Here is a 26,814-nt window from a genome sequence, read left to right as displayed (position 1 = left end):
GACTCCTGTCAGAGGTTGGGGTGGACCGACACGTGCACCGCGGACTCCCCCGGCACCTCGCCGCCGAGCGTCTCGATGGCGCGGGCGGTGTCCTCCAGGCCGAACGTGTGGGTGTGCAGCTTCTCGAGGGGGAACCGGCGCGACTCGATGATCGCGATCGCCTCGGCGTAGCCGCGCGCGTCCACCCCGTAGGCGCCGCGCACGGTGAGCGCCCGGTTGATGATCAGGTCGGTCTTCAGCGGCACCTCCGCGCCGCCCTTGAGCCCGGCGAGGACCACGCGCCCGCCGTGCTTGGCGGCCAGCAGGGCGTGCGTGACGGGCGCGGCCGCCATCGGGGTCAGCTCGAGCACGACGTCGGCCATGTCCCCGCCGGTGATCTCCCGGACCCGCTCGACGGGGTCCTCGGCGTCCGGGCCGTCGACGACGATCGTGTGGTCGGCCCCGAACTCCTTGGCCAGCGCCAGCTTGTGCGCGTCGGCCTCCAGGCCGGTGATGATGATCGTCCCGGCGCCCGCCGCCCTGGCGGCGATCACCGAGGCGAGGCCCCGCTGCCCGGCGCCGAGCACGAGCAGGGTGTCGCCGAGGCCGACCTCGCCCAGGTGCACCGCCCAGCGCACACCGGCCCCGAGCGGGTTGAACATCACCGCGAGCTCGGCGGGCAGGGTCTTGTCCACCTTGTGCAGCACGGCGCCCGGGGTGAGGTAGAGGTGCTCGGCGAACCCGCCCCACAGCGACGGCGCCACGTCGATGCCGGTGACACCGTGGCCGAACTTGCGGTTGCGGCAGGACTGGTAGCGGCCGGTGAGGCAGTCGTGGCAGGACCGGCACGGGACGATCACCTCGAGGGCCACCCGGTCACCCGGCTGCACGCCCCAGCGCTCGGCCGCGCGGTCGCCGATCTCCTCGATGATCCCCATGGGTTCGTGGCCCGGGATGGTCGGGCCGCGCCCCATGCCGAGGTGCCCGCGGTAGGACTCGACGTCGCTGCCGCAGATCCCGTTGGCCTCGACGCGCAGCAGCCCGTCGTCGGCACCGATCGACGGGCGCGGGAACTCGCGCAGCTCGATCTGCCGCGGCGCCACCTGCACGGCCGCGCGCACCATGTCAGTCATCAGCAGGCTCCTTCTTCTCGACCGGGACCGCCGTGGCGGACCAGTCGCTGAACAGGCGGACCACCATCGAGATGCCGGCGTTGCGGGCCCCGGCCACGGCGATCAGCAGGTGGTTGGGCTCGCCGTCGGCGAGCAGGAGGTCGAACCCGTCGGGGCGCTCGCCGCTCGCGTGCCGGACGCCGTTGTCGCCCATGCCGTCCTTCCCGACGTCGGCGAGGTCGCCGACGGTGCGCCCGCACCGCTCGGCGAGCCACGCCCGGACCTTCGCGCGGTCGAACCCGGCCGCGGCGAGCAGCTGGGCGTGCTCCGGGCAGAAGACGACGCCCGCGGAGGCGTGCCGGAAGATCCAGGCGCCGGTGCGGGAGATCGTGTCGGCGAAGTCGGCGAGCAGCTGCTCGGCGTCGCTGGTGTGCCGGTTGTCCACGAACTCACAGGTGCGCAGCAGGGTGGCCGACACGGCGGACGTACCGGCGGGCAGCCCGGCCTCGACGGAGAGGGGCTCCCAGGGGCTGTCCTCCTCGTTCTCGGCAAGGCAGATCGACCACCGCCCGGGCAGCCCCTGGGTGGCCTGCTCGAAGACGTGCGGGTGGATGCCCAGCGCGTTGCGCACGATCAGCCCGATCGCCCGCGGGACGGTGGCGTTGGGCCGGAACCCGGGCCCGAACACCCCACCGGTCTTGTTGAACCCGAGCTCGTCGCGCACCGGGCCGTTCACGACGATCAGCGGGGCCGGGCCGCTCGTCGACTGCCAGCCCCCTCCCCCGGTGGCGCGCTCGCGCACCAGGGCGTCCCACGCTGCGAGCACCACCGGGAAGTACTCGGGCCGGCAGCCCGCCATCGCGGCGTTGATCGCGGCCAGCTCGACGGTGACCTCCCGGTCGACCTGCGCGAGCCGCCCGATCACCTCCTCGGGCGCCCGGGACGTCGTCGCCAGGAACCTGTCCACGAGCGGTCGCGACGCGGGCACCAGCGGCAGCCCGTCGGACCAGCCCTGGTCGTAGCAGTGCTCGATCGCGGCCTGGGCGGCGTCGGGGTCGAGATCGGTCATGCCGTCAACAGCTCCGCCACCGCGCCCGCCAGCTGCGCCGCCCGCTCCCGGACCTGGTCCGGGGTCAGGATCGCCACCGGGTGCGGGGTGGTGAGGTAGCGGTAGCCGGGCGCGCCGCGCAGCGCGGCCATCGCGTCGGCGGTGGCCACGAACGCGTCGCTGCAGATCACCGCGGTCGGCAGGCCCGCCCGCTCGAACGCCACACCGTCGGCCGCGGCCGCGGCGCTGCACGAGCCGCAGTCGCCCACGCCGGTGACCACCACGTCGCACGCGCGGGCGTACTCGGCCACGAGCTCGTCGGAGGCGGGCAGGGCGAACGCCTTCTTGGTGCGCATGAGCGTGACCGCGGCGGCGCCGTGCTCGCCGACGAGCAGCGCGCCGACCTGTTCGAGGAACAGGGCGGCGTTCTGCTTGGTGTTCTCCAGCAGGCCGACACGGGCCCCGGCGAGGTCGGGCTTGCGCTGCGCGAGCGCGAACGGCACAGCTACCGCGGACGCACCGCCGGTGGGGTCGAGGATCGCGTTCGGCACTGCTGCTCCTGTCAGCTCGCGAGGCGGGTGAGCCGGGACTTCATCTCGGAGCGTTCGAGCGTGCCGGGCGGCACGAGCGTGACCGCGGCACGCACCGAGAGCCGGTTGCGGATCAGCGTCTCGACGTCGCGGGTGAGCTCCGCGTGGTCGCCCGGCTCCTCGCCCCACTCGACCTCGACCGGCAACGGCGGCTCGACGCGCGGCCCGGCCTGCGGCAGCACGATCTGCACGGCGCCGGTGGTGCGCGGGTGCAGGGTCTGCACGAGGTCGCGCACCGCGGACGGGAACACGTTCACGCCGAGGACGATCAGCATGTCGTCGGTGCGGCCGACGCAGCGGATCAGCGGTGCCCCGTCGGCCGCTCGCCCGGTGACGACCACGCGGTCGCGCGTGCGGAAGCGCACCAGCGGGCAGCACTCGCGGTCAACCGAGGTGTACACCAGCTCGCCGGAGGCGCCGGGCTCGACGCCGATCGGCTCGCCGGTGTCCGGGTCGATCAGCTCGACGACGACGTGGGGCCCGCCGGTGAACCGCATCCCGCCGCTGCCCGGGGCCTCGCCGAACAGCACCGGGGCCATGTCGGCGTTGCCGAGCCCCTCGGTGACGGGCGCGCCCCACTCGCTCTCGACGTGGGCGCGGAACGCCGGCTCGCCGCCGCCGGGCTCACCGCCCACGAAGATCTTGCTGATCCCGAACTCCTTCGGGTCGCGCCCGAGTCCGCGGATGTACTCGGCCAGGTAACGGGCGTACGACGGTGTGGAGTGCAGCGCGGTGACGCCGAGTGTCTCGAGCGCCAGCACCGCCTTCTCCGAGGCCCCCGTGCCGATCGGCACCAGGGTGGAGCCGATGCGTTCGAGCGCGTCGCGGATCGGGAGGCCCCCGACGAAGAGGGTGAGCCCGGCGCAGTGCAGCACGACGTCCTCGCGGGTGGCGCCCATCGTGCGGAACGCGCGGGCCACCATGTCGGTCCAGGCGGCGGCGTCGCGGCGGGTCACCCCCACCCAGCTGGGCCGCCCGGTGGTGCCGGTGGAGGCGTGCACGCGCACCACCTCGCTCATCGGCACGCCCGCGTGCCTGCCCAGCGGCGGCGTGGCGGCCTGGGAGTCGCGCAGCATCTGCTTGGTGGTGAAGGGGAACTTGCGCAGGTCCTCGAGCGAGGCGAACGCCGCGGCGGTGACGCCGTGCTCGGCGAGGTGGTCGGCGTAGAGCGGCGACCGCGCGGGCAGCCCCTCCAGCTGCGCGCGCAGCAGCTCGGTGACGGTGTCGGCGTCCTCGGACGCGACGAACGTGGTGGATGCGTTCACGGCCTCAGTCCTCGTGGATGACGACGCCGCGGATGTTCTTGCCGTCGGTCATGTCCTGGTACCCCTGGTTGATCTCGTCGAGCCGGTAGCGCCGGGTGATCAGCTCGTCGAGCTTGAGGTCACCGGAGCGGTAGAGCCCGAGCAGCTTGGGCACGTCGTAGAGCGGGTTGCAGTCGCCGAAGAGGGCCCCGCGGACCTGGCGCTGGTAGCTGATCATCTGGCCGGCGTGCACGGTGACGGCGTTCTCGCCCAGCTTGCCGACGGCGGTGATCGTCACCTTGCCGCCCTTGCCCACCACCTGCATGGCGGAGCTCACGATCTCCTCGGTCAGCACGCCGGGGGTGCAGATCGCGTGGTCGGCGAGCTGGCCCCAGGTCGTCTCCACCACGAAGTCGTGGGCGGCCTTCGCGTCGGCGAACGTGTGCGTGGCCCCGAAGACCTTCGCCATGTCGCGCTTGAACTCCACGGGGTCCACCACGACCACGTTCTTCGCGCCCGCGTACCGGGCGCCCTGCACGGCGTTGCTGCCCACGCCGCCCGCGCCGTAGATCACCACGGTGTCGCCCGCGCGCACGCCGGCCGCGTGCACCGCAGAGCCCCAGCCGGTGGGCACGCCGCAGCCGACGAGCGCGCCGATCTCGAACGGGATGTCGTCGGCCAGCGGGATGCACGCCCACTCCGACACCACCGCGTACTGCGAGAACGAGCCGACGGTGCAGAAGCCGCCGAGGTCCTCGTCCCCGAGGTGGAACCGGAACGTGCCGTCCAGGAACATGCCGGTGCCCGCGTTGAGGCCCTTCACGCACATGTTCTGGTGCCCGGTGGAGCACGGCCGGCACGCCCCGCACGCCGGGATGTAGGAGCAGACGATCCGGTCGCCCGGCTGCACCCGGCGCACGTCCGGCCCGACCGACTCCACGATCCCCGCGCCCTCGTGGCCGCCCACGATCGGCAGTCGGACCGGGGCGTCGCCCTGGGTGATGTGGTCGTCGGAGTGGCACAGGCCCGACGCCGCGAACTTCACGCGCACCTCGTGCGCCTTCGGCTCGTCCAGCTGCAGCTCGACGAGCTCCCAGCCGGTGTGCGGCTGCCGCGCGATCGCCGCGCGGGTGGTGATGGTCATGCCGGAGCCCCCGTTCTGGACGGCGCCACGTGCGGCAGCACCTCGGCGCCGATCAGCGCGATGTGGTCGAGGTCGTGGATGTCGTAGATGTGCAGGTAGACGGTGTCGGCGCCGGCGTCGGCGAGTTCGCCGATCCGCTCGGCCACCTGGGCGGGCGACCCGATCGCGGCGTTGGCCCGCATGAGCTCCGAGCCGATCACCGCCGCGCGGCGCTCGGTCTCGGCAGGCGTGGCGCCGCACGCCACCGGGAGCACCGCGGAGCGGTGCGCGTCGGCCGGGTCGCGCCCGATCGCCGCGCAGGCGCGGGTGAAGTTCGCGAACCGCTCCCGCAGCGCCTCGGTGCCACCGCCGAGGGTCAGCGCCCCGTTGAACTCCGTGGCGTACCGGGCCGCGATCGCGGGCGTCCGCTTCGGGCCGCTGCCCCCGACGATGATCGGCGGGTGGGGCCGCTGCACCGGGCGCGGCGGCGTGCGGTTGTCCGCGATCCGGTGGTGGGTGCCCGCGAAGGTGCAGCCCGGCCCCGACCACAGCCCGGTGATGACGGCGAGCTGCTCCTCCAGGCGGTCGAACCGCTCGCGCCGGGACGGGAACGGGATGCCGAACGCCTGGTGCTCGCGCTCGTACCAGCCGGTGCCGATCCCCAGCTCCACCCGGCCGCCGCTCATGTCGTCCACCGAGGCGACGATCGCGGCGAGCAGCCCCGGCTCCCGGAAGGTCGCCGCGGTGACGAGCGAGCCCAGCCGCACCCGCGTCGTGTCGCGGGCCAGGCCACCGAGGGTCGTCCAGCAGTCGGTGGGCAGGTAGGACGGGTCGGCCGGGTCGACGCCCATCAGGTGGTCCGAGCGGAAGAACGCGTCGAACCCGGCCTCCTCCGTGGCCAGCGCGAGCGCCTTGATGTCCGCGTACCGGGCACCGTGGCGGGGCTCCATCAGCACCCGCATGCGCACCGTGGTCATCACTCGCGTCAGCTCTCGTGCACGATGACGCCGCGGACGTTCTTGCCGTCGAGCATGTCCTGGTAGCCCTCGTTGACCTGGTCGAGCCGGTAGCGGCGGGTGATCAGCTCGTCGAGCTTCAGGTCACCGGAGCGGTAGAGCCCGAGCAGCCGCGGGACGTCGTGCAGCGGGTTGCAGGCACCGAAGATCGCGCCCTGCACGCGCCGCTGGTAGCCGATCAGCATGCCGGCCGGGGCCACCACCGAGCCGTTGCCGACCGCGGTGATCGTCACCTGGCCGGTCTTGCCCACCACCTTCAGGGCGTTGGCGATCACCTCGTCGTGCAGCACGCCGACCGTGATGATGGCATGGTCGGCGAGCTCGCCCCAGGTCGTCTCCACCACGAAGTCGTGCGCCGCCTGCGCGTCGCCGAACGTGTGCGTGGCCCCGAAGACCTTCGCCATGTCCTGCTTGAACGGCACCGGGTCGACGACCACCACGTTCTTCGCGCCCGCGTACCGCGCGCCCTGCACCGCGTTGCTGCCCACGCCGCCCGCGCCGTAGATCACCACGGTGTCGCCCGGGCGCACGCCCGCCGCGTACACCGCCGAACCCCAGCCGGTGGGCACCCCGCAACTCACCAGCGCGGCGACGTCGAACGGGATGTCGTCCTGGATCGGGATGCACGAGAACTCCGACACGACCGCGCGCTCGGCGAAGGTGCCGAGCACGCAGAGCCCGCCGAGGTCCTCTCCGTCGAGGTGGAACCGGAACGTCCCGTCCGGGAACTCTCCGGTGGCCGCGTTCTTCCCGGCGTCGCACAGGTTCTGCCGCGCGGTGGAGCAGTACCGGCAGGACCCGCAGGCCGGGATGAACGAGCAGACCACGTGGTCGCCGACGGCCACCCGGGTCACCCCGGGCCCGACGGCCTCGACCACCCCGGCGCCCTCGTGCCCGCCGACCACCGGGAACCGCATCCGGGCGTCGCCCTTCTGGATGTGGTCGTCGGAGTGGCACAGACCGGCCGCGTGGAACCGGATGCGCACCTCGTTGGCGCGCGGGTCGTCGAGCTCGACGTCGGTGATCTCCCACGGCCTGCCGGGCTCGCGGCAGATCGCGGCGCGGGTGGTCATGCTCATGCACCTCACGATGCCCGGGTGAGCCCCCGGCCTCGACGGCCCTTTCGCAACGCGGAAGCTCAGCGCGCCGCAGGTTGCTCCAGTACCTCCAGCGACCCGTCGGCGTCGGCGGGCAGGCTCTTCTGGATGCGCCCCAGCACCACCAGCAGCACCACCATGGCCACCGGGAAGAAGCCGAACACGAAGAAGGTGCCCCGCGCGTCGAGGCCGTGGTCCATGACGAACCCGGCCAGCCACGGGCCGAGCATCGCGCCGAACTTGGCCACCGACGTGGCCCAGCCGGCGCCGTTGGCGCGGATCGCGGGCCGGTAGAAGATCCCGCAGATCGAGATGATGCCGCCGTGCCCGCCGATCACGAACACGTGGGCCAGGACGATCACGGCGATGTACGTGGGGGCGTTCAGCGGCACCAGGCCGATCACCATGAGGCACGGCACGGCCAGCAGCGGCATCCAGGCGATCGTGCCTGCGCCGCGGTTGTCGATGAAGCGCCCGATGAGCAGCTGCCCGGCCGCCCCGGCCACGGCGGTCCACGCGGCGAGCGTCGCCGCCGCGGACACGCTGAACCCGATCCGCTCGTTGAGGATCGGCCCCCAGAAGGCGAGGTAGAACACGATCGCCGACGAGCACATGTACGCCAGCCACACCAGCGGCGTGATCAGTGCCAGGCGGCCGCCGCGGAACAGGTCGGCCGGCCGGAAGGAGGAGCGGTCGAGGCCACCGGTGCCGACGACGAACCGCGCGTCCGCGGGCAGCGTGACCTCGGGCATCGCGCGCCGCAGGATCCCGGCGATCCGGTGCTGGCGCAGGTCCTTCTGGGCGAGGAACTTGACCGACTCCGGCAGGAACAGCACCACCGGGATCACCGCGAGCAGCGACGCCACCCCGCCGGCGATGAACACCGCCTCCCAGCCGAACCGCGGGATGAGCGCATTGGAGACCGGGCCGCCCGACGCGCTGCCCAGGCTGTAGCCGATCATCGTGATCACGACGGACGTGGAGCGCAGCCGGGCCGGCGCGAACTCGGTGACCACGGCCCACACCAGCGGCAGCGCCCCGCCGAGGAACACGCCCGTGGCGAACCGCAGGAGCACCAGCTGCGTGTAGTCCTGCGCCACCGCGAACAGCAGCATGAACACGCCGAAACCGACCGTCGAGACGACGATCGCGGGTTTGCGCCCCACCCGGTCACCGAGGTAGCCCATCGCGATGCCGCCCAGGAGCGTGCCCACCACACCCACCGTGCCCAACGTGCCGAGCTGGGTGTTGCTGAGGGCGAACGACTCCTGGATGTAGCGGCCCGCGAAGGAGATGATCTGCAGGTCGAACCCGTCGAGGAACGTCACCGCCCACGACACCGCGAACAGCACCAGCCAGAAGCGGCCGACCTTCTGGTTCTCGATCAGCGGGACGACGTCGACGACGGGACGGGAGTCGACCTTCTCAGCCATGGCACACCCCTTCGTGCGCGTCGGATCCGCGATCACGCTACGAACGCGGCCCCCATGCACGGAAATCACGAGTTGGCATGCGCACCATCAACGCGGTGGATGACGGCGGTGCGCGTGATGCGCTGATGTAGCATCATCTGATGCGCACCACCCTCGACATCGACGACGGCGTGCTCGCCGCCGCGCGTGCCATCGCCGAGGCGGAGAACCGCTCGCTGGGCTCGGTCATCTCCGAGCTCGCCCGCCGCGCCCTGATCCCCGAACAACGCACCACCGGCAATTTCCCCACGTTCGACGTGCCGCCGGATGCCCCGGCGATCACGCCTGACATGGTCGACCGCGCTCTCGACGAGTAACCGATGCCCGTCGCGCTGCTGGATGTCAACGTACTGATCGCGGCCGCGTGGCCGAACCACGTGCACCACGGCGCCGCCCGCCGGTGGTTCGAGAGGTCGAGCGCCTCCGGATGGGCCACCACCGCCGTGACCGAGCTCGGCTTCGTCCGCGTCTCGTCGAACAAGAACGTCATCCCCGGTGCCGCCACCCCCGGTCACGCGCTCGGCGTTCTCCGGGCGCTCTGCGACCTGCCCGGCCACGAGTTCTGGCCCGACGAGGTGCGGCTGATCGATCCCCCGTTCCCGACCGACCGGCTCGGCACTCACAAGCAACTCACCGACGTCCACCTCGCGGCGTTGGCCGCGGTGCGCGGGGGCAGGCTGGTGACCTTCGACCGGGGAGTCGCGCACGCGCTGCACCCGGCCGACCGGGGGGTGGTCGAGTTGCTCCCGGTCACCTGACGGCGCCGTCGTCGGCCGCCGCCCGTTGCACCATCGATCGGAACCAGGTGTGGGCGTCGTCCTCGTCGTTCTTGGCGTGCCACCAGAGGGTCTCGACGATCGGCGGCGGGTCGCCGGGGCACTCCAGCACCCGCAGGTCGGGCCGGTCGGCGAAGCGCAGGGCGAGGCGCCGCTGGATCACCGCGATCCGCCGCGTCCCCGCGACGAAGTACGGGGTGGCCTGGTAGCTGTCCACCCGCACCGCCACCTGGGGACGCGCGGACAGCCGGGCGAGCAGCGGCGCGAGCGGCGACGTGGGCGGGTACTCGCCGTCGGGGTGGTGGGGCACCACCCAGGGCAGGCGTTCGAGGTCGGCCAGCTGCAGCCGGTCGCCCACGGGGTTGTCCGCCGAGACGACGCAGACCCAGCGGTCCCGGAACAGCTCCCGGCCGCGGATCCCGGTGACCTGGAACCGCGGCATCGGCACGGACACGATGCCGTCGATCACGCGGAGGGTCTCCAGCAGGTCGGCGGGCATCGCCTCGTGCACGACCTTGACGTGCAGCCGGGTGCCGGGCGCCTCCTCGTGCATCACCCGCGACAGCGGCTCGCCGATCGCGGCGAGCACGTAGTCGGGCACCAGCACCACGAACTCCCGCTCGGAGTCCTGCGGCCGGAATGCCGGGTCGGTGGAGAAGAGCCGCTCCACCCCGGCGCACACCGTCTCGATCTGCGTGGCCAGCTGCGCCCCGAGCGGGGTGAGCACGAAGCCGCCGCGGGTGCGTTCGAGCAGCTCGTCGCCGAAGTGCCTGCGCAGCCGCCCGAGCGCCGCGCTCGCGGCCGGCTGGGTGATCCCGACCTGCCGGGCCGCGCGGGTGACGTTCCGCTCGCGCAGCAGCTCCCGCAGGATCACCAGGAGGTTCAGGTCGAGGTTCGCCAGCGACGTCGCCCGCCTCACCACCCCCTCAGTATGACCGCGCCAGCAGCTCCCGCAGCGCGACGATCGTCTCGGCGGGCCGTTCCTCCGCGACGTAGTGCCCGCACTCGAGCGCGTGGCCGCATGCGCCGGGTGCCCAGGCCCGCCAGGTCCCCAGCGCGTCGGGCTCGCGCCCGACCGGGCCGCTGGTGCCCCACAGCACGAGCGTGGGGCAGCCGATCGTGCGCCGCCCGCGGTCGGCCTCGTCGTCGGCGACGTCGAACGTCGCGCCCGCCCGGTAGTCCTGGCACATGGCGTGGATCACCTCGGGCCGCGACCACGCCGCGCGGTAGGCGGCCAGCGCGTCGGGCGCGAACGGCGCGGGCCCGCGCAGGAAGAACGCGTCCGGGTCGGCGCCGATGAGCCGCTCCGGCAGGTCGCCGGGCTGGGCCAGGAAGAACCAGTGCCACGCGCCGCGGGCGAACGCGGCGTCCACCCGGGCGAAGACGTCCGCGGTGGGCAGGATGTCGAGCACGCCGAGCGCGGTGACGGCGTCCGGGTGGTCCAGCGCCAGGCGGTAGGCGCACCGGGCGCCGCGGTCGTGCCCGACCACCGCGAAGCGCTCGAAACCGAGCGCCGCCATCGCGGCGACGACCTCGGCGGCCATCGCCCGTTTCCCGAACGCCTCCACCGGGGCGGCGGGAGGCGCGAGGCTGTCCCCGTACCCGGGGAGGTCCAGCAGCACCACCGTGTGGTCGCGGGCGAGGTCGGGCGCCACGAGGTGCCACATCGCCGAGGTCTGCGGGTAGCCGTGCAACAGCACCACCGGCGGTCCGCTGCCGGCGGTGCGCGCCCGCAGCCGCGCCCCGCCCGGCGTCGTGACGTCGGTGGGGGTGAACGCGTCGAGCATCAGCCCTGTCCGCCTCAGCCCAGCGCGTACCACTCGGCGGCGTTCCCGCCGAGCACACGCTCCCGCTCCTCGTCGGTGAGCGCCGCGAGCAGGCGCTCACCGCCGGTGCCGTGGTCGTGCGGGTGGTCGCTCGCGTACAGCAGCATCGATCCGGCGTCGAGCAGGTCGAGCGCCTCCCGCACCTGCACCGGGTCGTGGGGCAGCTGCGCGGGCGCGGTGGTGAGCCGCAGGTGCCTGCGCGCGGTCTCCGAGGGCTTGGCGTCCAGCCACGGCACCTCGCGCCACACCCCCTTCCAGTCCTTGTCGAACCGCCACAGCAGGGTGGGCAGCCAGGAGAAGCCGCATTCCAGCAGCGTGACCCGCAGGTCCGGGAGCTGGGCGAACACCCCCTCGGTGATCAGGCTCGTGACCTGGGCCTGCACGATGATCTGGGAGTTGGCGACGTAGTCCTCGAGGTAGGTGTGGGTCATCCCGCTGGACGTCGGGGCGTTGCCGATCCGGCCCCACGCGTGCACCCCCACCACGAGGTTGCGCTCGGCGGCCGCGCGCAGCACCGGCCGGTGCCGGACGTTGCCCCACGGGGCGTCGGTGCGCACCGGCAGGAGCACCTGCACGATCCGCGGGTGGTCGCCGATCCGCTCGATCTCGGCGACGGCCGCCGCTGTGTCCAGCGTGGGCACCACCATGCTCGCCCGCAGCCGGTCGTCGCGCTCCAGCCACTCGGCCACCAGCCAGTCGTTCACCGCGCGGCACAGCGCCGCCTCGTAGTACGGGTTGCGGTTGCAGTGGAACGACGTGGTGCAGTTCAGCACCGCGAGCTGCGGCCCCGCGACGTCGAGGAACCCCTCGCGCAGCTGCTCGACGGACGTGGCCGCGGGGGTGCCGCTGGTGGGCGCGGCGGGCGGGTACGCCCCGCCCTGCGTGGGCGAGAGCGCGATACCGCCCTCAGTGATGTAGCCGCGCCAGTACGGGTCGAGGTGGGGTGAGAGGTCCGCCAGGGACTTCGGCGCGCAGTGGACGTCGGTGTCGATCACTGCGGTCTGTACCGCCGTCTGGGTTGCGGTCACGCCGCCGCCCCCCGCTCCGGCAGGCCGTAGAGCCGGCAGGCGTTGGCGCCCATGATGTCGCGGCGCAGCGCCGCCGGGAACAGCTTCGGCGCCTGCTGGGGCGAGTCGAAGTCCCAGTGCGGGTAGTCGGAGGCGAACATGATCCGGTCCGGCATCCCGATGTGGCGCAGCGCGACCTCGAGGTGCTTCGGGTCGTCCGGCTCCTCGACGGGCTGGGTGGTGAACCACACGTGCTCGCGGATGTACTCCGACGGCGGCTTCGTCAGGTGCGGCACGTCCTCGCGCAGCCGCGGCCACGCCTCGTCCAGCGCCCACATCAGCGGGCCCGCCCAGGCGATCCCGCCCTCCACGCAGATCACCTGCAGCGTCGGGAACTCGGTGAACACGCCCTCGCAGAGCATGCTCGTGACCAGCGAGGCCATCGTGTTGCCGTTCCACACGTGCTCTTCGAGGTAGAACGAGGGCCAGCCGGCGCCGCGGTGCTGCTCGAGCCCACCGGTGTGGGCGGCGATCGGCAACCCCGCCTCGGCGGCGGCGGCGTAGATCGGCCAGTAGCGGCGCACCCCGAAGCCGGACTCGCCGCCCGTGGACAGCAGCACCTGCGCGAACCGCGGGTCCTGCGCGCGGCGGGCGATCTCCTGCGCCGCCAGGTCCGGCGACTCGTGCGCGATCGCGATGGAGCTGCGCAGCCGCGGCTCCGGGTCGAGCCACTCCTCGACGATCCAGTCGTTGAGCGCCCCGCACAGCGCGGCCGCGTAGTGCGGCTGCTCGACGCCCCAGCTGTGGCCCTGCAGGGGGATGAGGATTCCGTGGTCGACGCCGAACTCGTCGAGCAGCTGGGCGCGGGTCATCTGCAGGTCGCTGCCCGGGAAGCCGCCCTCCGGCCAGGAGTCGAGCCGGAACCCGGAGTTGCGCACCCGCGGGTAGATCTCCGGCGGGCCGGGCACGCGGCTGCCGAACATCTCGAACCGCCTGCGGTGCTGCGCCGACAGCCGCGGCAGGATGTCGCGGCCCAGCGCGTGCGGGTGGATGTCGGTGTCGACGATCGTGTAGCCCGTCCGCGGGGCCGGTGGGGCCGTCTGTTCCAACGTGCTCGTCATCGCGAACCTCCGGCAGCTCGAACACCCGGCGCCTTCGCGGCCGGGCGGGGCGTGGTCTCGACCACGACGTAGGCGTCCTCGACGTGCACCGGGAACGTGTCGGCGACGTAGGGCCCGGGCATCCGGCCGCCCCGCGGCGCGGCCGCGGGCGCGGGCTCGTCCCCCGGCTTCTCGGCCTCGACGGACACCTCGTACGTGCGGACCGGCGGCTCGCCCGGCCCGAGGAAGGACTGGCCGGTGGCGAGGTCGTACTCCCACCCGTGCCACGGGCAGGCGAGCAGGGCGTCGTCCTCGTCGAGGACGAACTCCCCCGGCCCGCCGGAGCTCACCCACGGCTTCGTCCGGCCCCGGCACAACGGCCCGCCCATGTGGGGGCAGTGGTTGTTGATCGCGTAGAACCGGTCACCCACCCGGAACACCCCGATCGACCGGCGCCCCGCCTGCACGATGCGCCGCTCACCGGGCGGGAACTCGTCGAGCCGACACACCACGATCCGCATGTATCGCACGGTAGGAAGCCGCCGGGCGGACCGGAAACAGATAGTCGGGATGGATGGCATCAACCCCGTCTATAGGATCACCGCGTGCCGAGCCGAGCGCAGCCTGCAGGGCGCGGAGTGCTCGGGCGCTTCGTGCGGATCATCCGGGTCGAGGGCGGCAGCATGGAGCCCACCCTGCGCGACGGCGACCGCCTCCTCGCGGTCCGGCCGGGGCCGTGGCGGCCGCTGCGGCCCGGCGCGATCGTCGTCGGGCGGGTTCCCGCGCACGCGGGCGGCGACGGCTCCGCGCTGTTCGTCAAGCGGCTCCTGGCGTTGCCCGGGCAGGTCGCCCGGGTGCCGCTGGACCGCCTCGCGGCCGGTCGCCCGGTCGGGCCGTACGCCGCCACGATCGACGGCACCGACGCCACGTGGCCGGTGCCTGCCGGGCACGTGTTCGTCAAGGGCGACGCGCCGGACAGCGCCGACTCGGCCAGCTGGGGCCCCGTGCCGCGCGGCGACCTCGTCGGGGTGGTGGTGATGCGCCTGCTCCGCGCCGACGACCAGGACGGCGACGACCAGGACGGCGACGACCAGGACGGCACTGCGTCCAGCTGATTCCGGTGCGCTACCCGCCGGTCCCGCCGCGGTAGAGCTGCGCCAGCAACCCGACGAGGTCCGCGGTGGCCGGGTGCGGGTCGTCGCGCCACCAGACCAGCCGCACCGGCACCGGCGGCGCGTCGCGCAGGCGGCGGAACACCACGCCCTGGCGCCTGTACTGGGTGAGCGTGCTCTCCGCGGTGACCCCGGCGCAGCGACCGGCCGCGATCACGGCGAGCCAGTCGTCGACGTCGTGGACCTCCTCCGCCGCGGGGCGGGACTCGGACGGCCACAGGTCCACGGTGGTGGTGCCGGTGCGCGGGTCGACGGCGACCACGCGGTCGGCCAGGTCGGCGAGACGCAGCTGGTGTCGGCGGCGGGCCAGCGGGTCGTCCGCGGCGAGCGCGCAGTAGCGGGCCTCCAGCCCCACCACGGCGCTGTCGAAGCGGCGGGAGTCGAGGCGGGCGGCGCCGGGTGGGCTGCGGACCACGGCGACGTCGCAGGCGCCCTCGGCGAGCCCGCCGGTGGAGGTGTTGGTGCGCACCAGCTGCAGCGGCACGCCCGGGTGTGCCGCGGCCCAGCGGCGCTGCAGCTCCACGGTGTGCGCCCCGATCGCGGCCCACGCGTGGCCGAGCCGCAGGCGGGTGTGGCCGCTGCGCGCCTCCTCGGCGAGGTCGTCGACCTCGGCGAGCACCCGGCGCGCCCGCGCCAGCACCCGCTCCCCCGCCGACGTGAGCACGACCTCCCGGCTGGTGCGGCGCAGCAGCCGCACCCCCAGCGCGGCCTCCAGCGCCGCGATCGCACGCGAGACCGACGGTTGCGTCATCCCGAGCTGCGTGGCGGCGCCGGTGAACCCGCCCGCGTCGACCACCGCGACCAGGTGGCGGAGGTGGCGCAGCTCCACGGCGTCCGTGCCGGCATCCATACGTCGAGCGTATCGCTGCGCCTGAAGATGCATTTTGTGAATGTGCAAGCGACGCGCATGCTGACGGCCGTGGACACGGAGATCCATGCGCAGACCACCGCCCCCGCCCGGACCCACCCGGCGGGCGTGGCACTGATGGTGGCGAGCGGGCTGGCCAGCCAGAGCGGGGCGGCGATCGGGTCCTTCGCGTTCGACGCGATCGGGCCGGTCGGCGTGGTGGCGGTGCGCCAGTGGGTGGCCGGAGTGGTGTTGCTGGCCGTGGGGCGGCCGCGCCTGCGCGCGTTCACCCGGCAGCAGTGGTGGCCGGTGCTCGGGCTCGCGGCGATGTTCGCCGTCATGAACGTCTCGCTGTACAGCGCCATCGACCGGATCGGGCTCGGCCTCGCGGTCACGCTCGAGTTCCTCGGGCCCCTCGCGGTGGCCCTGCTGGGGTCGCGGCAGCGGGCCACGGTGGCGTGCGCGCTCCTCGCCGCGGCCGGCATCGTGGTGCTCACCCGCCCGCAGCCCTCCAGCGACGCCGTCGGGATCGGCCTCGCCCTGCTCGCGGCCCTGTGCTGGGCGGGCTACATCCTGCTCAACCGCACGGTCGGGCGCCGCGTCCCCGGCGTGGCGGGCTCGGCCGCAGCCGGGGCCGTGTCGGGTCTGGTGTACGTGCCCGTCGGCATCGCGGTGCTCGTCGCGCACCCGCCCACACCCGCCGCGCTGGCCTGCGCCGGGGCCGCGGGCGTGCTGGCGTCGGTGGTGCCGTTCCTGGCCGACCTGCTGGCGCTGCGGCGCGTGCCCGCCCACCTCTTCGGGATCTTCATGAGTGGCAGCCCGGTCTACGCCGCCACCATCGGCGCCGTCGTGCTCGGCGAGGCGCTCGGCCCGCTCGACTGGCTCGGCATCGTCCTCGTCGTCACGGCGAACACGGTGGCCGTCACCCTCGGACGGCGCGCCCGGGCTCACTCGACCACGATCACCGCGATCGCGGCGGCCGACTGCGCAGGCACCAACAGGAGGAAGTGGTAGGCGATCGCCGGGTAGGCGAGCGCCCGCGCCACGCCCGCACGCGCCCCCAGCCGCCGCAGGTCCCGGAAGGGGGTCGCGGCGCCACCGTGCTCGCCCGAAGGCGCGAACACCCAGAGGAACGGTGCCGTGACGGCCAGGCCGGCGACCAGCAGGAGGATCGTCAGCGTGGGCAGACCCGCCCGGTGGGCGAGCGCCCCGCCCAGCCCCGAGAGCGCGACCACCGCCACGAGCGCCAGGTAGTAGCCGCTGATCACGGCGAGTGCGCGCCCGACGCTGCCCCGCGCCTCGCGCACCAGCCGGCGCTGGACGGTCCGCTCGCGGCGGATCGCGGCGTAGATGCTCCAGCCCAGCACGGCCAGCAGCAGCGTGATGCGCAGCCACATCGGCAAGTCGGCCACCCCCCGGTTCGACGTCCGACCGGCCCATGGTGGCCGAGCCGTGGCGCACGCCGCATCCGCAGGTCTACGGGGAACCCGAGCGGGCCACCGGGCGACCTGTGGTGGCAGGCGCCGCGGACCCGCGGCGGCCGACCCGCGCCCCGGAGGAACCCGTGCTGCCACCCCTCACCCGCCGGTCCCTGCTCGCCGCGGCGGCCACGTGCCTGCTCGCGGGGTGCGCGAGCGGCTCCCGGGACGCCGCGCCGGGCGAACGGCTGGTCACCCTCGACGGCGCCGCGGCCGCGCTGGCGCTGATGACGGGCCTGCCCCAGGTGGGCACGGCCTCGTTCCTGTCGGCGGACCCCCTGCTGCAGGCGATCGGCGAACTGCAGGCCGAGCCGGTGGTCGACGTCTCCGGGGCGGGTGGGGCGATCGACGTCGAACGGCTCGCCACGCTGCGGCCGGGCGTGGTGGTCGGCTACCGCTTCCCCGGCGCGGAACCCGTGCCCGACGGGCTCGCGACCGTGCACGCCGTGGAGCGCACGGGCGATCTCGACGCCGACTGCCGGGCGCTGGCCGCGGGAATGGGCGTCGGTGTGGCCGTGGACGAGCTGCTCGCCGACGTGCACCGCCGCACCGGGGAACTCGCCGCCCGGCTGCGCGAGGTCCGCGTGCCGACCGTGTCGGTGCTCTCCCCCGGCCTCGACGGGCAGTCGCTCTACGTGCTCGGGACGCAGACCCCGGCCGGTGCCGTGGTGGAGGCGCTCGGGCTGGCGCGGCCCGCAGCGCAGCGTGGTGTCGCCGAACCGTTCGTGGCGGTGTCGACGGAACGCCTCACCGAGCACGACGCCGATCTCGTGCTGCTGCTCACCGGTCCCACCGCCGACCCGGCCTTCCTCCGCTCGGAACCGCTCTGGGAGCGGCTGGGCGCCGTGCGCGCCGGCCGCGTGGTCGAGGTCGACGTGATGCGGTGGGCGATGATGTCGTGCGCGCTGGGCAGCCTGTGGGTGCTCGACGACCTCGCCGCCACCCTCGTCGACGGGGCCGGTCCCGTCATCGGGGCGGCGTCCCCGACCGGGCTCGAGCGCCTGCGCGGCTACCGGGCGCGCTACGCGCGGGCATAAAGGGCACGGCGCCATTCGAGCGCACCACCCCTCCGTGCATCAACGGCATTGCCGCCGGCGTGCCACCATGGGCCGATGGCCGGGCCCGCCGTTCACCCAGCTCACGATGCTCGCGCGTCCCGAGAACGCACCCGGGCGCCCGAGGTGCTGACGCTCGCCGGGGCGCCCCTCCCGCTCACCGTCCCCGCCCGCATCTACGTCTGCGGCATCACGCCCTACGACGTCACGCACCTCGGGCACGCGTCGACGTTCGTGTGGGCCGACGTCATCGCGCGGGTCATCCGCATGACGGGCGTGGACACCGTGCTCACGCGCAACACCACCGACGTCGACGACGTCCTCACCCACGCCGCCGCCGAGCGGGGCCGCTCCTACGAGGAGTTCGGCCTCGTCCAGGAGCACTGGTTCGACCAGGACATGGCGGCCCTGCACGTCCGCCCGCCCACCCACGCCCCGCGGGCCCGCCACCACGTCGCGCACGTCGTCCGGCTGGCGGCGGCGCTGCTGGCCGCGGGCGCGGCGTACGAGCGCGACGGGCACGTGTACTTCCGCGGCGCGCACGTGCCGGGCACGGCCGGGCTCACCGCGCAGGAGGCGCGGCCGCTCGCTGCGGAGTACGGCGACCGCCCGGACGACCCGCTGCGCGACGATCCGTTCGACGTGCCGGTCTGGAAGCCCTCCGGCCTCGGCGACCCGGCGTGGCCGAGCCCGTGGGGGGCGGGCCGCCCGGGATGGCACGCCGAGTGCGCGGCCATGGCGCTCGCCACCCTCGGCGGCGCGGTGGACGTGCTCACCGGGGGCGCCGACCTCGCCTTCCCGCACCACGCCTACCAGGTGGCCATGGTGCAGGCCGCCGTCGGCGTCGCGCCGTTCGCCCGGCGGCAGGCGCGCGTGGGCACCGTCCACCTCGGCGGGGCGAAGATGGCCAAGTCCACGGGCAACCTCGTGCTGGTGGGCGACCTGCTGCGCGAGGCGCCCGGCTCGGCCGTGCGACTGATGCAGCTGAACCGGCCGTGGAACCGGCCGTGGGAGTACCGGCCCGGCGAGCTCGACGACGCGGCCCGGCTGCTGGAGCGGCTCTACGGCGCCGCGGGCACCCCGGGTGGCACGGACGCGCAGGTGGCGGCCGTGCGGGCGGCACTGCTCGCCGACCTGGACGTCCCCACCGCCGTCCGCATCGCGCTCGACGCCGGCGGCGACGCCGCCCGCCTGCTCCTGCGCACGCTGGCGCTCCAGTAGCGCGTCCGCGTCTTACGATGGGATCCCAACACCGGCGATGTGTATCCTCGCGGTGCCCGCGGGAAGGGGCCGTGCCGTGACGTCCGACGCCGAGAAGCCGCACCGCGAGCAGAGCGCGCTCGTCGACCACACCGCCGCCGCGATCCGCGAGCGGATCATGTCGGGCGAGATCCCGATCGGCGCCCAGCTGCGCCAGGCCGAGCTGGCCGCCGCGCTCGGCGTGAGCCGCACCCCGATCCGCGAGGCGCTGCGCCAGCTGCAGTCCGGGGGGCTGATCGAGGTGCTGCCGCGGCGCGGCGCGGTGGTGCGGGTGCCCGCGCCGTGGGAGGTGCGGGAGGCCTACGAGGTGCGCGCCGAGCTGGAGGGCCTCGCCTGCGCGCGGGCGGCGGGCGAGATCTCCTCCGACCAGCTCGACGAGCTGCGCCGCACCGTCGACGCGCTGCGCGAGAACCCGCCGCCCGCCGCGGCCGACGACCGGTTCCACTCCCTCATCCACGAGGTCGCGGGCAACGAGCGGCTCGCGCGCACCATCCGCGACATCAACAACGCGTTCCCCCGCAACGTCGCGGCGCTGGTGCTGGAGGACAACCCACGGCTGCGCGCCAACAACATCGCCCAGCACGAGCGCATCGCCGAGGCGCTCGCCGCCGACGACGCCGAGCTCGCCCGCCGCGAGATGCGCGAGCACGTGATCGCCGCGGGTGAAGCACTCGCCCGCTGGTACGAGCGCAGGTCGGCCACGGTGTTCCGCGGCTGACGGATCACATCAGACCGAAGTACTCCCGCTGTTCCCAGTCGGAGACGTGGGCGAGGTAGCGCTCGAATTCAGCCCGCTTGATCGTGGTGAACCAGGAGACGACCTCGCTCCCCCAGGCATGCTCGAAGACCGGGTCGGCGGCGAGGGCGTCCAGGGCCGCGCCGAGCGAGCGGGGCAGCGCGCGCACCGCGGCGGAGTACGGCGCGTCGAGCGGCTCACCGGGGTCGGCGGCGTCCGCGAGGCCGGCCCGCCCGGCCACCACCTGCGCGGCGATGTAGAGGTACGGGTTGGCGGCGGGCTCGCCCGCCCGGTTCTCCAGCCGCGCTCCCGCGCCGTCCTGGGCGGGGCAGACGCGGATCATGGCGCCCCGGTTGTCCACGCCCCACCCCACCCGGTCGGGGGCGAGGGAGTGGGGCAGGTACCGCTTGTAGCCGTTCACGGTCGGGGTGGAGAACACCGCACCCGCGGCGGCGTGCGCGAGGAGACCGCCGAGCCAGTGCCGCCCGGTCGGGGACAGCACCTCGCCGGGCGCCGCCGGGTCGAGCACGGCGCGGCCGGTGGCGTCGCGCAACGACTGGTGCAGGTGCCAGCCGGTGCTCGCCGACGTGCTGCCCGCGGGGCGGCACATGAACGTGGCCTGCAATCCGGCGCGCCGGCACAGCTGCCGGATCGCGGCCCGGGTGAGCACGACGTCGTCGGCGGCCTGCCCGGCGTCGCGCGCGGCGAGGGTGATCTCGAACTGGCTGGGCCCGAACTCCAGCTCGAGGGAGCGCACCGGCAGGTCGAGGTCGGTGAGCCCGCGGTGCAACGTGCGGACGAGCTCGTCGTGGCGGTCGAGCCCCTCCTCGTGCAGGAGCTGCCCGCCGTCGCTGAGCGCGGCGGGGCCGCCGTCGGGGCCGGGTCCGCCGAAGACGTGGAACTCCAGCTCCACGCCGACGGTCAGCTCGAAGCCGCGGTCCGCGAGCCTGCCCAGCTCGGCCCGCAACAGGCTGCGGGTGCAGAACGGCACCGGCCGCCCGTCCGGGAAGTACACGTCGCAGAGCAGCCAGCCGGTGTCGCGCGACCACGGGAGCACCCGGAACGTCGTCGGGTCCGCCACCAGCACCGCGTTGCCGATGCCGGCGAACCCGTCGACCCCGAGGCCGGGGTCGGCGGTGAAGACGGGCGCGACCGTGCGGCCCGAGGTGTCCTTGAGCAGCAGCGACGACGGCACGGTGATGCCCGATGCCAGCGCGCCGGGCAGGGCCTCGCGGGTGACCGTCTTGCCGTGCACCACCCCGTGCTGGTCGGCGAACCCGACGCGCACCCGCTCGATGCCCAGCTCGTCCACCACCCGGCGCAGCTGCGCCGCCGCGGCGTGCTCGGCGTCGCCCCACAGCCCGTGGCGGGCCACGAAACCCGCCCGGTCGGCAGCGAGCATCGGGCGCACAGCGCTCCCGCCGCCCGCCTCGGACACCGGCCGCTCGTCCACGCTACGCACCAGCCACCCGTCCCACCGGCCGGGCCCAGGGGGAGCGCATCCGGCGCTCCCGTTCCCGGTCCCGCCACACATCCTCCCAGGTCTCGGCGGGCGCGATGGTGTCGACGGCGACCGGGCCGGTGAGTGTCCGCGCCGCGGCTGCGTCGACCGGGCGGGCAGGTGTGGGCCGTCCGGCCGCGAAGGCGTCGATCCCGCGCAGGAGCTGCCTCCGGTACGCGGTGATCGCGCGGTCGGAGACACCGAGCCGCTCCACCGTGCGGTCCTGGATCGGCCCCATGCTCTCCACGGCCCACTGGTCGTGGACGTTGATGTCCAGCCCCATGCCGGTGTAGGTCAGGTCGCGCTGCTCGGCCGGGTCGAAGCCCCAGTTGTTCGTGCGGTTGCGCAGCGGCCGGTAGTCGGGCAGCGAGACCTCGGACAGTCGCTGGGCGAGCAGCGTGTCCTTGTCGGTCTCGGCGGCGAAGTCGTAGAAGATCATGTACCAGTAGTGGTGCTCGTCGTCGATCGGCACGTGCCACTGGCAGAAGACGCGGTCGTTGCCGAACGGCACGACGAACGCGTTGGGGAACACCAGGTTCGTCACCCGGACGTGCTTGAGCCGGTCGGTGAGCTGCCGGACCGCGTAGACGCGCAGGCCGTGCTCGGCCTCCTCCACCTCGATGTCCGGCCGGTAGTTCTCGGCCACCAGCTCCGAGAGCTTCTTGTCGGTGCCCTCGACGACCTCGCTGAACTGCTGCCCGTACACCTCGCGCGGGTCCTCACCGACGAACCGGTGCAGGAACGAGACGTGGCTCGGGTCGATCCCGCCCTCGACGCCCTGCAACCAGTTGCACTCCCACAGGCCCTTGAACGCGAACGTGTACGCCTCGGGCGCGGTGAAGCAGTCGTAGGCGGGGAACGGCGGCGGGTCGCCCTCGCCGAGGTAGGCGAACACGATCCCGTTGCGCTCCTCGCAGGGGTAGCTCGGGATCCGCACCCGCGACGCGAACGTGGAGTGCTCGGGCTCAGCGGGCTGCTCCAGGCAGCGGCCGTCCGGCCCGTAGAGCCAGCCGTGGTAGAGGCAACGCAGGCCACCGTCCTCGAGGCGGCCGTAGGACAGGTCGACGCCGCGGTGGGCGCAGAACCGCCCGACCAGACCCCAGCCGCCGTCGCGCCGGAACAGCACGAGGTCCTCGCCGAGCAGCCGCACCGCCTTCACGGGCCGGTCGGCAGGCATCTCGGACACGAGCGCCGCGGGTTGCCAGTAGGCGCGCATCAGGCGGCCCAGCGGCGTGCCCGGCCCGCAGCGCGTGACGCGTTCGTTGTCCTCCTGCTTGAGCATGGCCGACCTCATGCATCCTAGAGCGGGGAAAGTGGATCCAGAATAGAGCTGCACGGGTCCCACACACCAGGGTGCAGACTGATCGACATGCCCTACACCGCCGCCGAGACGCGCTACGACGCCGACATCTACCGGCGCGCCGGCCGCTCCGGCCTCGTCCTGCCCCGGATCTCGCTGGGCCTCTGGCACAACTTCGGCGAGGACAAGCCCCGCGAGGTGCAGAAGGCGATCGTCTTCCGGGCGTTCGACCGCGGCGTCACCCACTTCGACCTCGCCAACAACTACGGGCCGCCCTACGGCGCCGCCGAGCGCACGTTCGGCGAGATCCTGCGCCACGACCTGGCCCGCTACCGCGACGAGCTGATCATCTCCACGAAGGCCGGCTACGACATGTGGCCCGGCCCGTACGGCGACGGCGGGTCGCGCAAGTACCTCACCGCGAGCCTCGACCAGTCGCTGCGCCGGATGGGCCTGGACTACGTCGACGTCTTCTACAGCCACCGGCGCGACCCGGACACCCCGCTCGAGGAGACGATGGGCGCGCTGGCCTCCGCGGTGCGGGCAGGCAAGGCCCTCTACGCCGGCATCTCCTCCTACTCACCGCAGGACACCGCGCGGGCCGCCGCGATCCTGCGCGACCTCGGCACGCCCCTCGTGCTGCACCAGCCCCGGTACTCGATGCTCGACCGCCGGATCGAGCAGGGCGAGCCCTCCCTGCTGGACGTCCTGGGCGCGGAGGGGATCGGCGCGGTCGTCTTCTCCCCGCTCGAGCAGGGCCTGCTCACCGACCGCTACCTCGACGGGATCCCCGCCGACTCCCGAGCGGCGGGCGGGCGCTTCCTCACGACGTCGGCGATCACGCCGGAGCGGTTGGGCGTGGTGCGCCGCCTCGCCCCGATCGCCGCCGCCCGCGGCCAGGGCATCGCCCAGCTCGCCCTGGCCTGGGTGCTGCGCCATGACGCCGTCACCTCGGCGATCGTCGGGGCGTCGAGCGTCGCCCAGCTCGACACCGACCTCGACACCCTGGAGAACCCCGACCTCTCCCCCGCCGAACTGGACGCCGTCGAGAAGGCGCTGGCCGGGCACGACGAATAGCGCGGGCCGGATGCGCGATCCGCCGATCCCGTACCCACCGCAGCAGGGCAGGATCGGCGGATGCACGCGCGCTTCGACGACCTCGTGGCGGGCACGGCGATCCGCTTCCCCAGCGCCGAGCACGTCCTCGTGGCGTGGGAGCCGGGCGAGGTGGCGGGCGTCCTCGACGAGGTCGAGCGGCGCACCGCCGCGGGGATGTGGGCGTTCGGCTTCGTGGCCTACGAGGCCGGGCCCGCGCTCGACCCCGCCCTCACCGCACACGACCCCGTCGACGGGTTGCCGCTGGCCTGGTTCGGGCTCGCCGGGCCGCCGGAGGACGCCGAGCCGCTGCGGCCGGGTGCCGGCGGGTGGGCACCGGGCACGTGGAGCCCGGCGTGGGACGAGCAGCGCCACCGCACCGCTGTGGAGCACGTGCGGGTGCGCATCGCCGAGGGTGAGACCTACCAGTGCAACCTGACCACGAACCTCACGCGCCCGGCTGGGGGCGACCCGGAGGCGCTCTACCGCGACCTCGCACTCGCCCAGCGCGGCGCCCACAACGCCCACCTCGACACGGGCCGGTTCGTCGTCGCCAGCGCCAGCCCCGAGCTGTTCTTCGAGCTGTCGGGCGACCGGATCCGCATGCGCCCGATGAAGGGCACCGCCGCCCGCGGCCGCACCGTCGCCGAGGACGAACGGATCGTCGGGCGGCTGCGGGCCAGCGCGAAGGAGCGGGCCGAGAACATCATGATCGTCGATCTCGTCCGCAACGACCTCGCCCGCGTCGCCGCCGCGGGCGGCGTCACGGTGCCGCGCCTGCTTCACGCCGAGCGGTTCGAGACGATCCACCAGCTGACCTCGGACGTCACGGCTCGGCTGCGCCCGGGCGTCGGGCTGACCGACGTCTTCCGCGCGCTCTTCCCGTGTGGCTCGGTCACCGGCGCCCCGAAGCCCCGCACCACGGAACTCATCCGCGAGGTCGAGGACGGGCCGCGCGGCGTGTACTGCGGCGCGATCGGCCTCGTCGCGCCACCGGGAGCGCCGGTGCGGGCCCGCTTCTCCGTCGCGATCCGCACGGTGCTCGTCGACCGCGAACGGGGCAGCGCGACCTACGGCGCGGGCGGCGGCATCACCTGGAGCTCTCGGCCCGGCGCCGAGTACGCCGAGCTGCTCGCGAAGGCCCGGGTGCTCGACACCCGGCCCCGGGAGTTCCACCTCCTGGAGACCATGCGCCTCGAGGCTGGCGTCGTCCGCTCGCTCGACGCCCACCTCGCCCGCGTCGCCACCTCCGCGGACTTCTTCGGGTTCCGCTACGACGACGCCGCGGTCCGCGGCGCGCTCCACGCCCGGCTCGCCGGGGCCGGCGACGCGCGCGTACGGCTGCGCTGCCACCGCGACGGCACCGCCGCCGTCGACGTCGAGGAGCTCCCCGCCCCGCCGGACGGGCCGGTCCGCCTGGCGATCGACCCCGAGCCGATCGACTCCACCGCGTGCTGGCCGCAGCACAAGACCAGCCTGCGCGAGCCGTACTCCGCCCGGCTCGCCCGGCACCCAGAGGCCGACGACGTGCTGCTGGTGAACGAGCGCGGCCACGTCACCGAGTCGTGCACGGCGAACCTCGCCGTCCTGCTGGACGGGCGCTGGTGGACGGCCCCGGTGGACAGCGGCTGCCTGCCCGGGGTGGAACGCGCCCGGCTCCTGGCCGACGGGGTGCTGCACGAGCGCGTCCTGCGCCCGGCCGACCTGCACACCGCCGACGACCTCGCACTCGTCAACTCGCTGCGCGGCAGCCGACCGGCGGTGCTCCTTACTTCGACATCTCGTAGAATGTCGAGATGGTCCGGTTCACCGCCGCTGTCGGCATCGTCCTCATCGTCCTCGGCGTCGGCGCCTACGCCCTGAGCGGCGCCGCGAGCGTCACGGCGCTCATCCCCGCGTTCGTCGGGCTCCCGATGCTCGGCTGCGCCGCCCTCGCCCGCTCGGCCGCGGGACGCAAGCCCGGCCTCCTCGTCGCGCTCGGCATCGCGGTGCTCGGCGCCCTCGGGTCGGCGATGAACGTCCTGAAGATCGGCGACGCGATCGCGGGCACGGCGGAGCGGCCCGCGGCCGTGTGGGTCAGCACGGTGATGTTCGTGCTGCTGGTCGGCTACGTCGTGGTAGCCGGGCGGGATCAGCTCAAGTCACGGTCGACGTCGGCGGGGTGAAGCCTCGCTCGCACCGAGCCGCACGCCGGCGCTGCCGGGACAGCCGCTGAGTGCTGTTCGGATCGGTCGTGGGCGGTAGATCGGGCTGAGCAGCACGTCCCTGCGGGCGCGAAGGCAGTGCAGTGCTGGTCAGGCCGACAGCGGGGTTACAGCTCGTCACGTCCGGGAAGCCGCCTCCAGGTGCGCCAGTATCCCCACGAGCATGGCCAAACTCGGCCACGATCGCCCGCTCGCGCGGTGCATTGCCACCCCGCCGATCCGTCACGATCTTGCTGATCACCACGCGAGATGAGCCCGGCTGAGCGCGAAGGCGCGCCTCGGGCGCGCGTGCAGCTGGAGCAGGTGCTGCCCGAAACCCGGCAACTGTGGGAACGGGGCCGGCTCGACGAACGTCGCGTCACCGCGATCTGCGACACCACCCACTACCTGGACGCCGACACCGCGCGGGCCGTGCAGCAGCGGGTCCTCGATCGCGCGCCGGAGCAGACCCTCGGCCGGCTCAAGGCCGCCCTGCGCCGGGCCGTGATCGCCGCCGACCCCGAAGGCGCCGCCCGCCGCCCCCGCGAGCGGCGGGTGTCGATCAGCGAGGAACCCGACGGCATGGCCTCGCTGTGGGCACTCATGACCGCCCCCGACACCCAAGCCAGCTACCAGTGGCTCACCCGCCTGGCCTTGGGCTGCGGCAAAGACGACCCCCGCGGCATGGACGCCCGCCGCGCCGACACCGCCGCCGCCCTGCTCTCCGGCCGGCTCACCAACGCCGCCCCCGAGGTCGACGCCACCGCCCGACCGGACCAGAACGCCCACACAGGGCC

The 26,814-nt window shown here is 73.9% G+C and carries 28 protein-coding genes; 10 read left to right on the top strand and 18 right to left on the bottom strand.

The genetic code is table 11. The annotated features are described in order from the left end of the window. Window positions 1–8: 8 nt before the first annotated feature. From ACFPL3_RS19925 to ACFPL3_RS19890, 8 genes are read right to left on the bottom strand one after another with little or no spacing between them, the layout of a single operon-like run. Entirely contained in the window at window positions 9–1,112 is a 1,104-nt protein-coding gene (locus ACFPL3_RS19925) for a zinc-dependent alcohol dehydrogenase (RefSeq protein ID WP_343945361.1), read from the bottom strand. Continuing rightward, a complete protein-coding gene (locus ACFPL3_RS19920; protein ID WP_343945362.1) occupies window positions 1,105–2,160 on the bottom strand; it encodes a hypothetical protein in 1,056 nt (351 codons plus the stop codon). The genes ACFPL3_RS19925 and ACFPL3_RS19920 overlap by 8 nt, the downstream gene beginning before the upstream one ends. Then, window positions 2,157–2,690 (bottom strand): UGSC family (seleno)protein, encoded by a 534-nt coding sequence (locus ACFPL3_RS19915; protein WP_343945363.1) that lies wholly within the window; start codon window positions 2,688–2,690, stop codon window positions 2,157–2,159. Before ACFPL3_RS19915 ends, ACFPL3_RS19920 begins: the two co-directional genes overlap by 4 nt. 11 nt (window positions 2,691–2,701) lie before the next feature. Continuing rightward, window positions 2,702–3,994, bottom strand: a complete 1,293-nt coding sequence (locus ACFPL3_RS19910; protein ID WP_343945364.1) for a phenylacetate--CoA ligase family protein — start codon at window positions 3,992–3,994, stop codon at window positions 2,702–2,704. Between the two features lie 4 nt (window positions 3,995–3,998). Then, window positions 3,999–5,117 (bottom strand): NDMA-dependent alcohol dehydrogenase, encoded by a 1,119-nt coding sequence (locus ACFPL3_RS19905; RefSeq protein WP_343945365.1) that lies wholly within the window; start codon window positions 5,115–5,117, stop codon window positions 3,999–4,001. Continuing rightward, window positions 5,114–6,073 carry an LLM class F420-dependent oxidoreductase gene (locus tag ACFPL3_RS19900; protein WP_343945366.1) on the bottom strand — a complete coding sequence of 320 codons (960 nt, stop codon included), beginning with the start codon at window positions 6,071–6,073 and terminating at the stop codon, window positions 5,114–5,116. Before ACFPL3_RS19900 ends, ACFPL3_RS19905 begins: the two co-directional genes overlap by 4 nt. 8 nt (window positions 6,074–6,081) lie before the next feature. Beyond that, window positions 6,082–7,191, bottom strand: coding sequence for an NDMA-dependent alcohol dehydrogenase (locus tag ACFPL3_RS19895; RefSeq protein WP_343945367.1), 1,110 nt, complete (start codon window positions 7,189–7,191; stop codon window positions 6,082–6,084). A 59-nt stretch (window positions 7,192–7,250) separates the two neighbouring features. Then, a complete protein-coding gene (locus ACFPL3_RS19890) occupies window positions 7,251–8,642 on the bottom strand; it encodes an MFS transporter (RefSeq protein WP_343945368.1) in 1,392 nt (463 codons plus the stop codon). A 140-nt stretch (window positions 8,643–8,782) separates the two neighbouring features. Between ACFPL3_RS19890 and ACFPL3_RS19885 the strand changes: the two genes are divergently transcribed. Beyond that, on the top strand, window positions 8,783–8,998 hold the full coding sequence (locus tag ACFPL3_RS19885) for a hypothetical protein (RefSeq protein ID WP_343945369.1): 216 nt from the start codon (window positions 8,783–8,785) through the stop codon (window positions 8,996–8,998). 3 nt (window positions 8,999–9,001) lie between these two features. Continuing rightward, the gene (locus ACFPL3_RS19880; RefSeq protein WP_343945370.1) at window positions 9,002–9,439 is read left to right on the top strand and encodes a TA system VapC family ribonuclease toxin; all 438 of its coding nucleotides are present in this window, start codon (window positions 9,002–9,004) and stop codon (window positions 9,437–9,439) included. Here ACFPL3_RS19880 and ACFPL3_RS19875 read toward each other — a convergent pair. From ACFPL3_RS19875 to ACFPL3_RS19855, 5 genes are read right to left on the bottom strand one after another with little or no spacing between them, the layout of a single operon-like run. Then, window positions 9,432–10,379, bottom strand: a complete 948-nt coding sequence (locus ACFPL3_RS19875) for a LysR family transcriptional regulator (RefSeq protein WP_343945371.1) — start codon at window positions 10,377–10,379, stop codon at window positions 9,432–9,434. The genes ACFPL3_RS19880 and ACFPL3_RS19875 overlap by 8 nt on opposite strands. A 4-nt stretch (window positions 10,380–10,383) precedes the next feature. Then, window positions 10,384–11,244 carry an alpha/beta fold hydrolase gene (locus tag ACFPL3_RS19870; RefSeq protein WP_343945372.1) on the bottom strand — a complete coding sequence of 287 codons (861 nt, stop codon included), beginning with the start codon at window positions 11,242–11,244 and terminating at the stop codon, window positions 10,384–10,386. Between the two features lie 14 nt (window positions 11,245–11,258). Then, entirely contained in the window at window positions 11,259–12,311 is a 1,053-nt protein-coding gene (locus ACFPL3_RS19865; RefSeq protein ID WP_343945373.1) for an amidohydrolase family protein, read from the bottom strand. Continuing rightward, window positions 12,308–13,411 (bottom strand): amidohydrolase family protein, encoded by a 1,104-nt coding sequence (locus tag ACFPL3_RS19860; RefSeq protein ID WP_343945374.1) that lies wholly within the window; start codon window positions 13,409–13,411, stop codon window positions 12,308–12,310. The genes ACFPL3_RS19865 and ACFPL3_RS19860 overlap by 4 nt, the downstream gene beginning before the upstream one ends. Next, on the bottom strand, window positions 13,408–13,911 hold the full coding sequence (locus tag ACFPL3_RS19855) for a Rieske (2Fe-2S) protein (RefSeq protein ID WP_343945375.1): 504 nt from the start codon (window positions 13,909–13,911) through the stop codon (window positions 13,408–13,410). Before ACFPL3_RS19855 ends, ACFPL3_RS19860 begins: the two co-directional genes overlap by 4 nt. An 84-nt stretch (window positions 13,912–13,995) precedes the next feature. Here ACFPL3_RS19855 and lepB point away from each other — a divergent pair, with 84 nt between their 5' ends. Further along, on the top strand, window positions 13,996–14,505 hold the full coding sequence (lepB, locus tag ACFPL3_RS19850) for a signal peptidase I (protein ID WP_343945376.1): 510 nt from the start codon (window positions 13,996–13,998) through the stop codon (window positions 14,503–14,505). Between the two features lie 10 nt (window positions 14,506–14,515). Here lepB and ACFPL3_RS19845 read toward each other — a convergent pair whose 3' ends face one another. After that, window positions 14,516–15,412: a LysR family transcriptional regulator gene (locus tag ACFPL3_RS19845; RefSeq protein WP_343945377.1), complete on the bottom strand. Its 897-nt coding sequence runs from the start codon at window positions 15,410–15,412 to the stop codon at window positions 14,516–14,518. 69 nt (window positions 15,413–15,481) lie between these two features. Here ACFPL3_RS19845 and ACFPL3_RS19840 point away from each other — a divergent pair, with 69 nt between their 5' ends. Next, window positions 15,482–16,423 carry an EamA family transporter gene (locus tag ACFPL3_RS19840; RefSeq protein ID WP_343945378.1) on the top strand — a complete coding sequence of 314 codons (942 nt, stop codon included), beginning with the start codon at window positions 15,482–15,484 and terminating at the stop codon, window positions 16,421–16,423. Here the strand turns inward: ACFPL3_RS19840 and ACFPL3_RS19835 are convergent. Then, complete coding sequence (locus tag ACFPL3_RS19835; protein WP_343945379.1) at window positions 16,357–16,821, bottom strand: hypothetical protein; 465 nt, start codon at window positions 16,819–16,821, stop codon at window positions 16,357–16,359. The two genes, ACFPL3_RS19840 and ACFPL3_RS19835, sit on opposite strands and share 67 nt — an antisense overlap. A gap of 26 nt (window positions 16,822–16,847) precedes the next feature. Here ACFPL3_RS19835 and ACFPL3_RS19830 point away from each other — a divergent pair, with 26 nt between their 5' ends. The 3 genes from ACFPL3_RS19830 to ACFPL3_RS19820 all read left to right on the top strand — a co-directional run bounded on the left by ACFPL3_RS19830 (window position 16,848) and on the right by ACFPL3_RS19820 (window position 19,920). Then, window positions 16,848–17,924: an ABC transporter substrate-binding protein gene (locus ACFPL3_RS19830; protein ID WP_343945380.1), complete on the top strand. Its 1,077-nt coding sequence runs from the start codon at window positions 16,848–16,850 to the stop codon at window positions 17,922–17,924. Window positions 17,925–18,068: 144 nt separating this feature from the next. Further along, window positions 18,069–19,163, top strand: a complete 1,095-nt coding sequence (locus ACFPL3_RS19825) for a cysteine--tRNA ligase (protein ID WP_343945381.1) — start codon at window positions 18,069–18,071, stop codon at window positions 19,161–19,163. A gap of 76 nt (window positions 19,164–19,239) precedes the next feature. Beyond that, the gene (locus ACFPL3_RS19820) at window positions 19,240–19,920 is read left to right on the top strand and encodes a GntR family transcriptional regulator (protein WP_343945382.1); all 681 of its coding nucleotides are present in this window, start codon (window positions 19,240–19,242) and stop codon (window positions 19,918–19,920) included. A 4-nt stretch (window positions 19,921–19,924) separates the two neighbouring features. Here the strand turns inward: ACFPL3_RS19820 and ACFPL3_RS19815 are convergent, their stop codons facing one another. Both ACFPL3_RS19815 and ACFPL3_RS19810 read right to left on the bottom strand, forming a co-directional pair. Next, window positions 19,925–21,391 carry a glutamine synthetase family protein gene (locus ACFPL3_RS19815; RefSeq protein ID WP_343945383.1) on the bottom strand — a complete coding sequence of 489 codons (1,467 nt, stop codon included), beginning with the start codon at window positions 21,389–21,391 and terminating at the stop codon, window positions 19,925–19,927. 1 nt (window position 21,392) lies between these two features. Continuing rightward, window positions 21,393–22,721 carry a Rieske 2Fe-2S domain-containing protein gene (locus tag ACFPL3_RS19810; protein ID WP_379589490.1) on the bottom strand — a complete coding sequence of 443 codons (1,329 nt, stop codon included), beginning with the start codon at window positions 22,719–22,721 and terminating at the stop codon, window positions 21,393–21,395. 87 nt (window positions 22,722–22,808) lie between these two features. Here ACFPL3_RS19810 and ACFPL3_RS19805 point away from each other — a divergent pair, with 87 nt between their 5' ends. From ACFPL3_RS19805 to ACFPL3_RS19795, 3 genes are read left to right on the top strand one after another with little or no spacing between them, the layout of a single operon-like run. Continuing rightward, a complete protein-coding gene (locus ACFPL3_RS19805; RefSeq protein ID WP_343945385.1) occupies window positions 22,809–23,816 on the top strand; it encodes an aldo/keto reductase in 1,008 nt (335 codons plus the stop codon). A gap of 60 nt (window positions 23,817–23,876) precedes the next feature. After that, complete coding sequence (locus ACFPL3_RS19800; protein WP_343945386.1) at window positions 23,877–25,697, top strand: chorismate-binding protein; 1,821 nt, start codon at window positions 23,877–23,879, stop codon at window positions 25,695–25,697. Then, entirely contained in the window at window positions 25,631–25,999 is a 369-nt protein-coding gene (locus tag ACFPL3_RS19795) for a hypothetical protein (RefSeq protein WP_343945387.1), read from the top strand. The genes ACFPL3_RS19800 and ACFPL3_RS19795 overlap by 67 nt, the downstream gene beginning before the upstream one ends. A 276-nt stretch (window positions 26,000–26,275) precedes the next feature. On the opposite strand, the gene ACFPL3_RS19790 is transcribed toward ACFPL3_RS19795, so the two are convergent. Then, window positions 26,276–26,806 (bottom strand): hypothetical protein, encoded by a 531-nt coding sequence (locus tag ACFPL3_RS19790; protein ID WP_343945388.1) that lies wholly within the window; start codon window positions 26,804–26,806, stop codon window positions 26,276–26,278. Between the last annotated feature and the right edge of the window lie 8 nt (window positions 26,807–26,814).

The organism is Pseudonocardia zijingensis (assembly GCF_042657305.1).
Taxonomy (GTDB): domain Bacteria; phylum Actinomycetota; class Actinomycetes; order Mycobacteriales; family Pseudonocardiaceae; genus Pseudonocardia; species Pseudonocardia zijingensis.
This window is presented reverse-complemented; position numbering and strand designations above follow the sequence as displayed.

Bases quoted from the DNA above. Each gene is read 5' to 3' on its own strand.
- ACFPL3_RS19855 (WP_343945375.1), bottom strand. From the start codon at position 13,911: ATGCGGATCGTGGTGTGTCGGCTCGACGAGTTCCCGCCCGGTGAGCGG.
- ACFPL3_RS19880 (WP_343945370.1), top strand. From the start codon at position 9,002: ATGCCCGTCGCGCTGCTGGATGTCAACGTACTGATCGCGGCCGCGTGG.
- ACFPL3_RS19905 (WP_343945365.1), bottom strand. From the start codon at position 5,117: ATGACCATCACCACCCGCGCGGCGATCGCGCGGCAGCCGCACACCGGC.
- ACFPL3_RS19870 (WP_343945372.1), bottom strand. From the start codon at position 11,244: ATGCTCGACGCGTTCACCCCCACCGACGTCACGACGCCGGGCGGGGCG.
- ACFPL3_RS19885 (WP_343945369.1), top strand. From the start codon at position 8,783: ATGCGCACCACCCTCGACATCGACGACGGCGTGCTCGCCGCCGCGCGT.
- ACFPL3_RS19890 (WP_343945368.1), bottom strand. From the start codon at position 8,642: ATGGCTGAGAAGGTCGACTCCCGTCCCGTCGTCGACGTCGTCCCGCTG.
- ACFPL3_RS19895 (WP_343945367.1), bottom strand. From the start codon at position 7,191: ATGAGCATGACCACCCGCGCCGCGATCTGCCGCGAGCCCGGCAGGCCG.
- ACFPL3_RS19810 (WP_379589490.1), bottom strand. From the start codon at position 22,721: ATGCTCAAGCAGGAGGACAACGAACGCGTCACGCGCTGCGGGCCGGGC.
- ACFPL3_RS19920 (WP_343945362.1), bottom strand. From the start codon at position 2,160: ATGACCGATCTCGACCCCGACGCCGCCCAGGCCGCGATCGAGCACTGC.
- ACFPL3_RS19800 (WP_343945386.1), top strand. From the start codon at position 23,877: ATGCACGCGCGCTTCGACGACCTCGTGGCGGGCACGGCGATCCGCTTC.
- ACFPL3_RS19900 (WP_343945366.1), bottom strand. From the start codon at position 6,073: ATGACCACGGTGCGCATGCGGGTGCTGATGGAGCCCCGCCACGGTGCC.
- ACFPL3_RS19860 (WP_343945374.1), bottom strand. From the start codon at position 13,411: ATGACGAGCACGTTGGAACAGACGGCCCCACCGGCCCCGCGGACGGGC.
- ACFPL3_RS19845 (WP_343945377.1), bottom strand. From the start codon at position 15,412: ATGGATGCCGGCACGGACGCCGTGGAGCTGCGCCACCTCCGCCACCTG.
- ACFPL3_RS19795 (WP_343945387.1), top strand. From the start codon at position 25,631: ATGGTCCGGTTCACCGCCGCTGTCGGCATCGTCCTCATCGTCCTCGGC.
- ACFPL3_RS19830 (WP_343945380.1), top strand. From the start codon at position 16,848: ATGGTGGCCGAGCCGTGGCGCACGCCGCATCCGCAGGTCTACGGGGAA.
- ACFPL3_RS19925 (WP_343945361.1), bottom strand. From the start codon at position 1,112: ATGACTGACATGGTGCGCGCGGCCGTGCAGGTGGCGCCGCGGCAGATC.
- ACFPL3_RS19805 (WP_343945385.1), top strand. From the start codon at position 22,809: ATGCCCTACACCGCCGCCGAGACGCGCTACGACGCCGACATCTACCGG.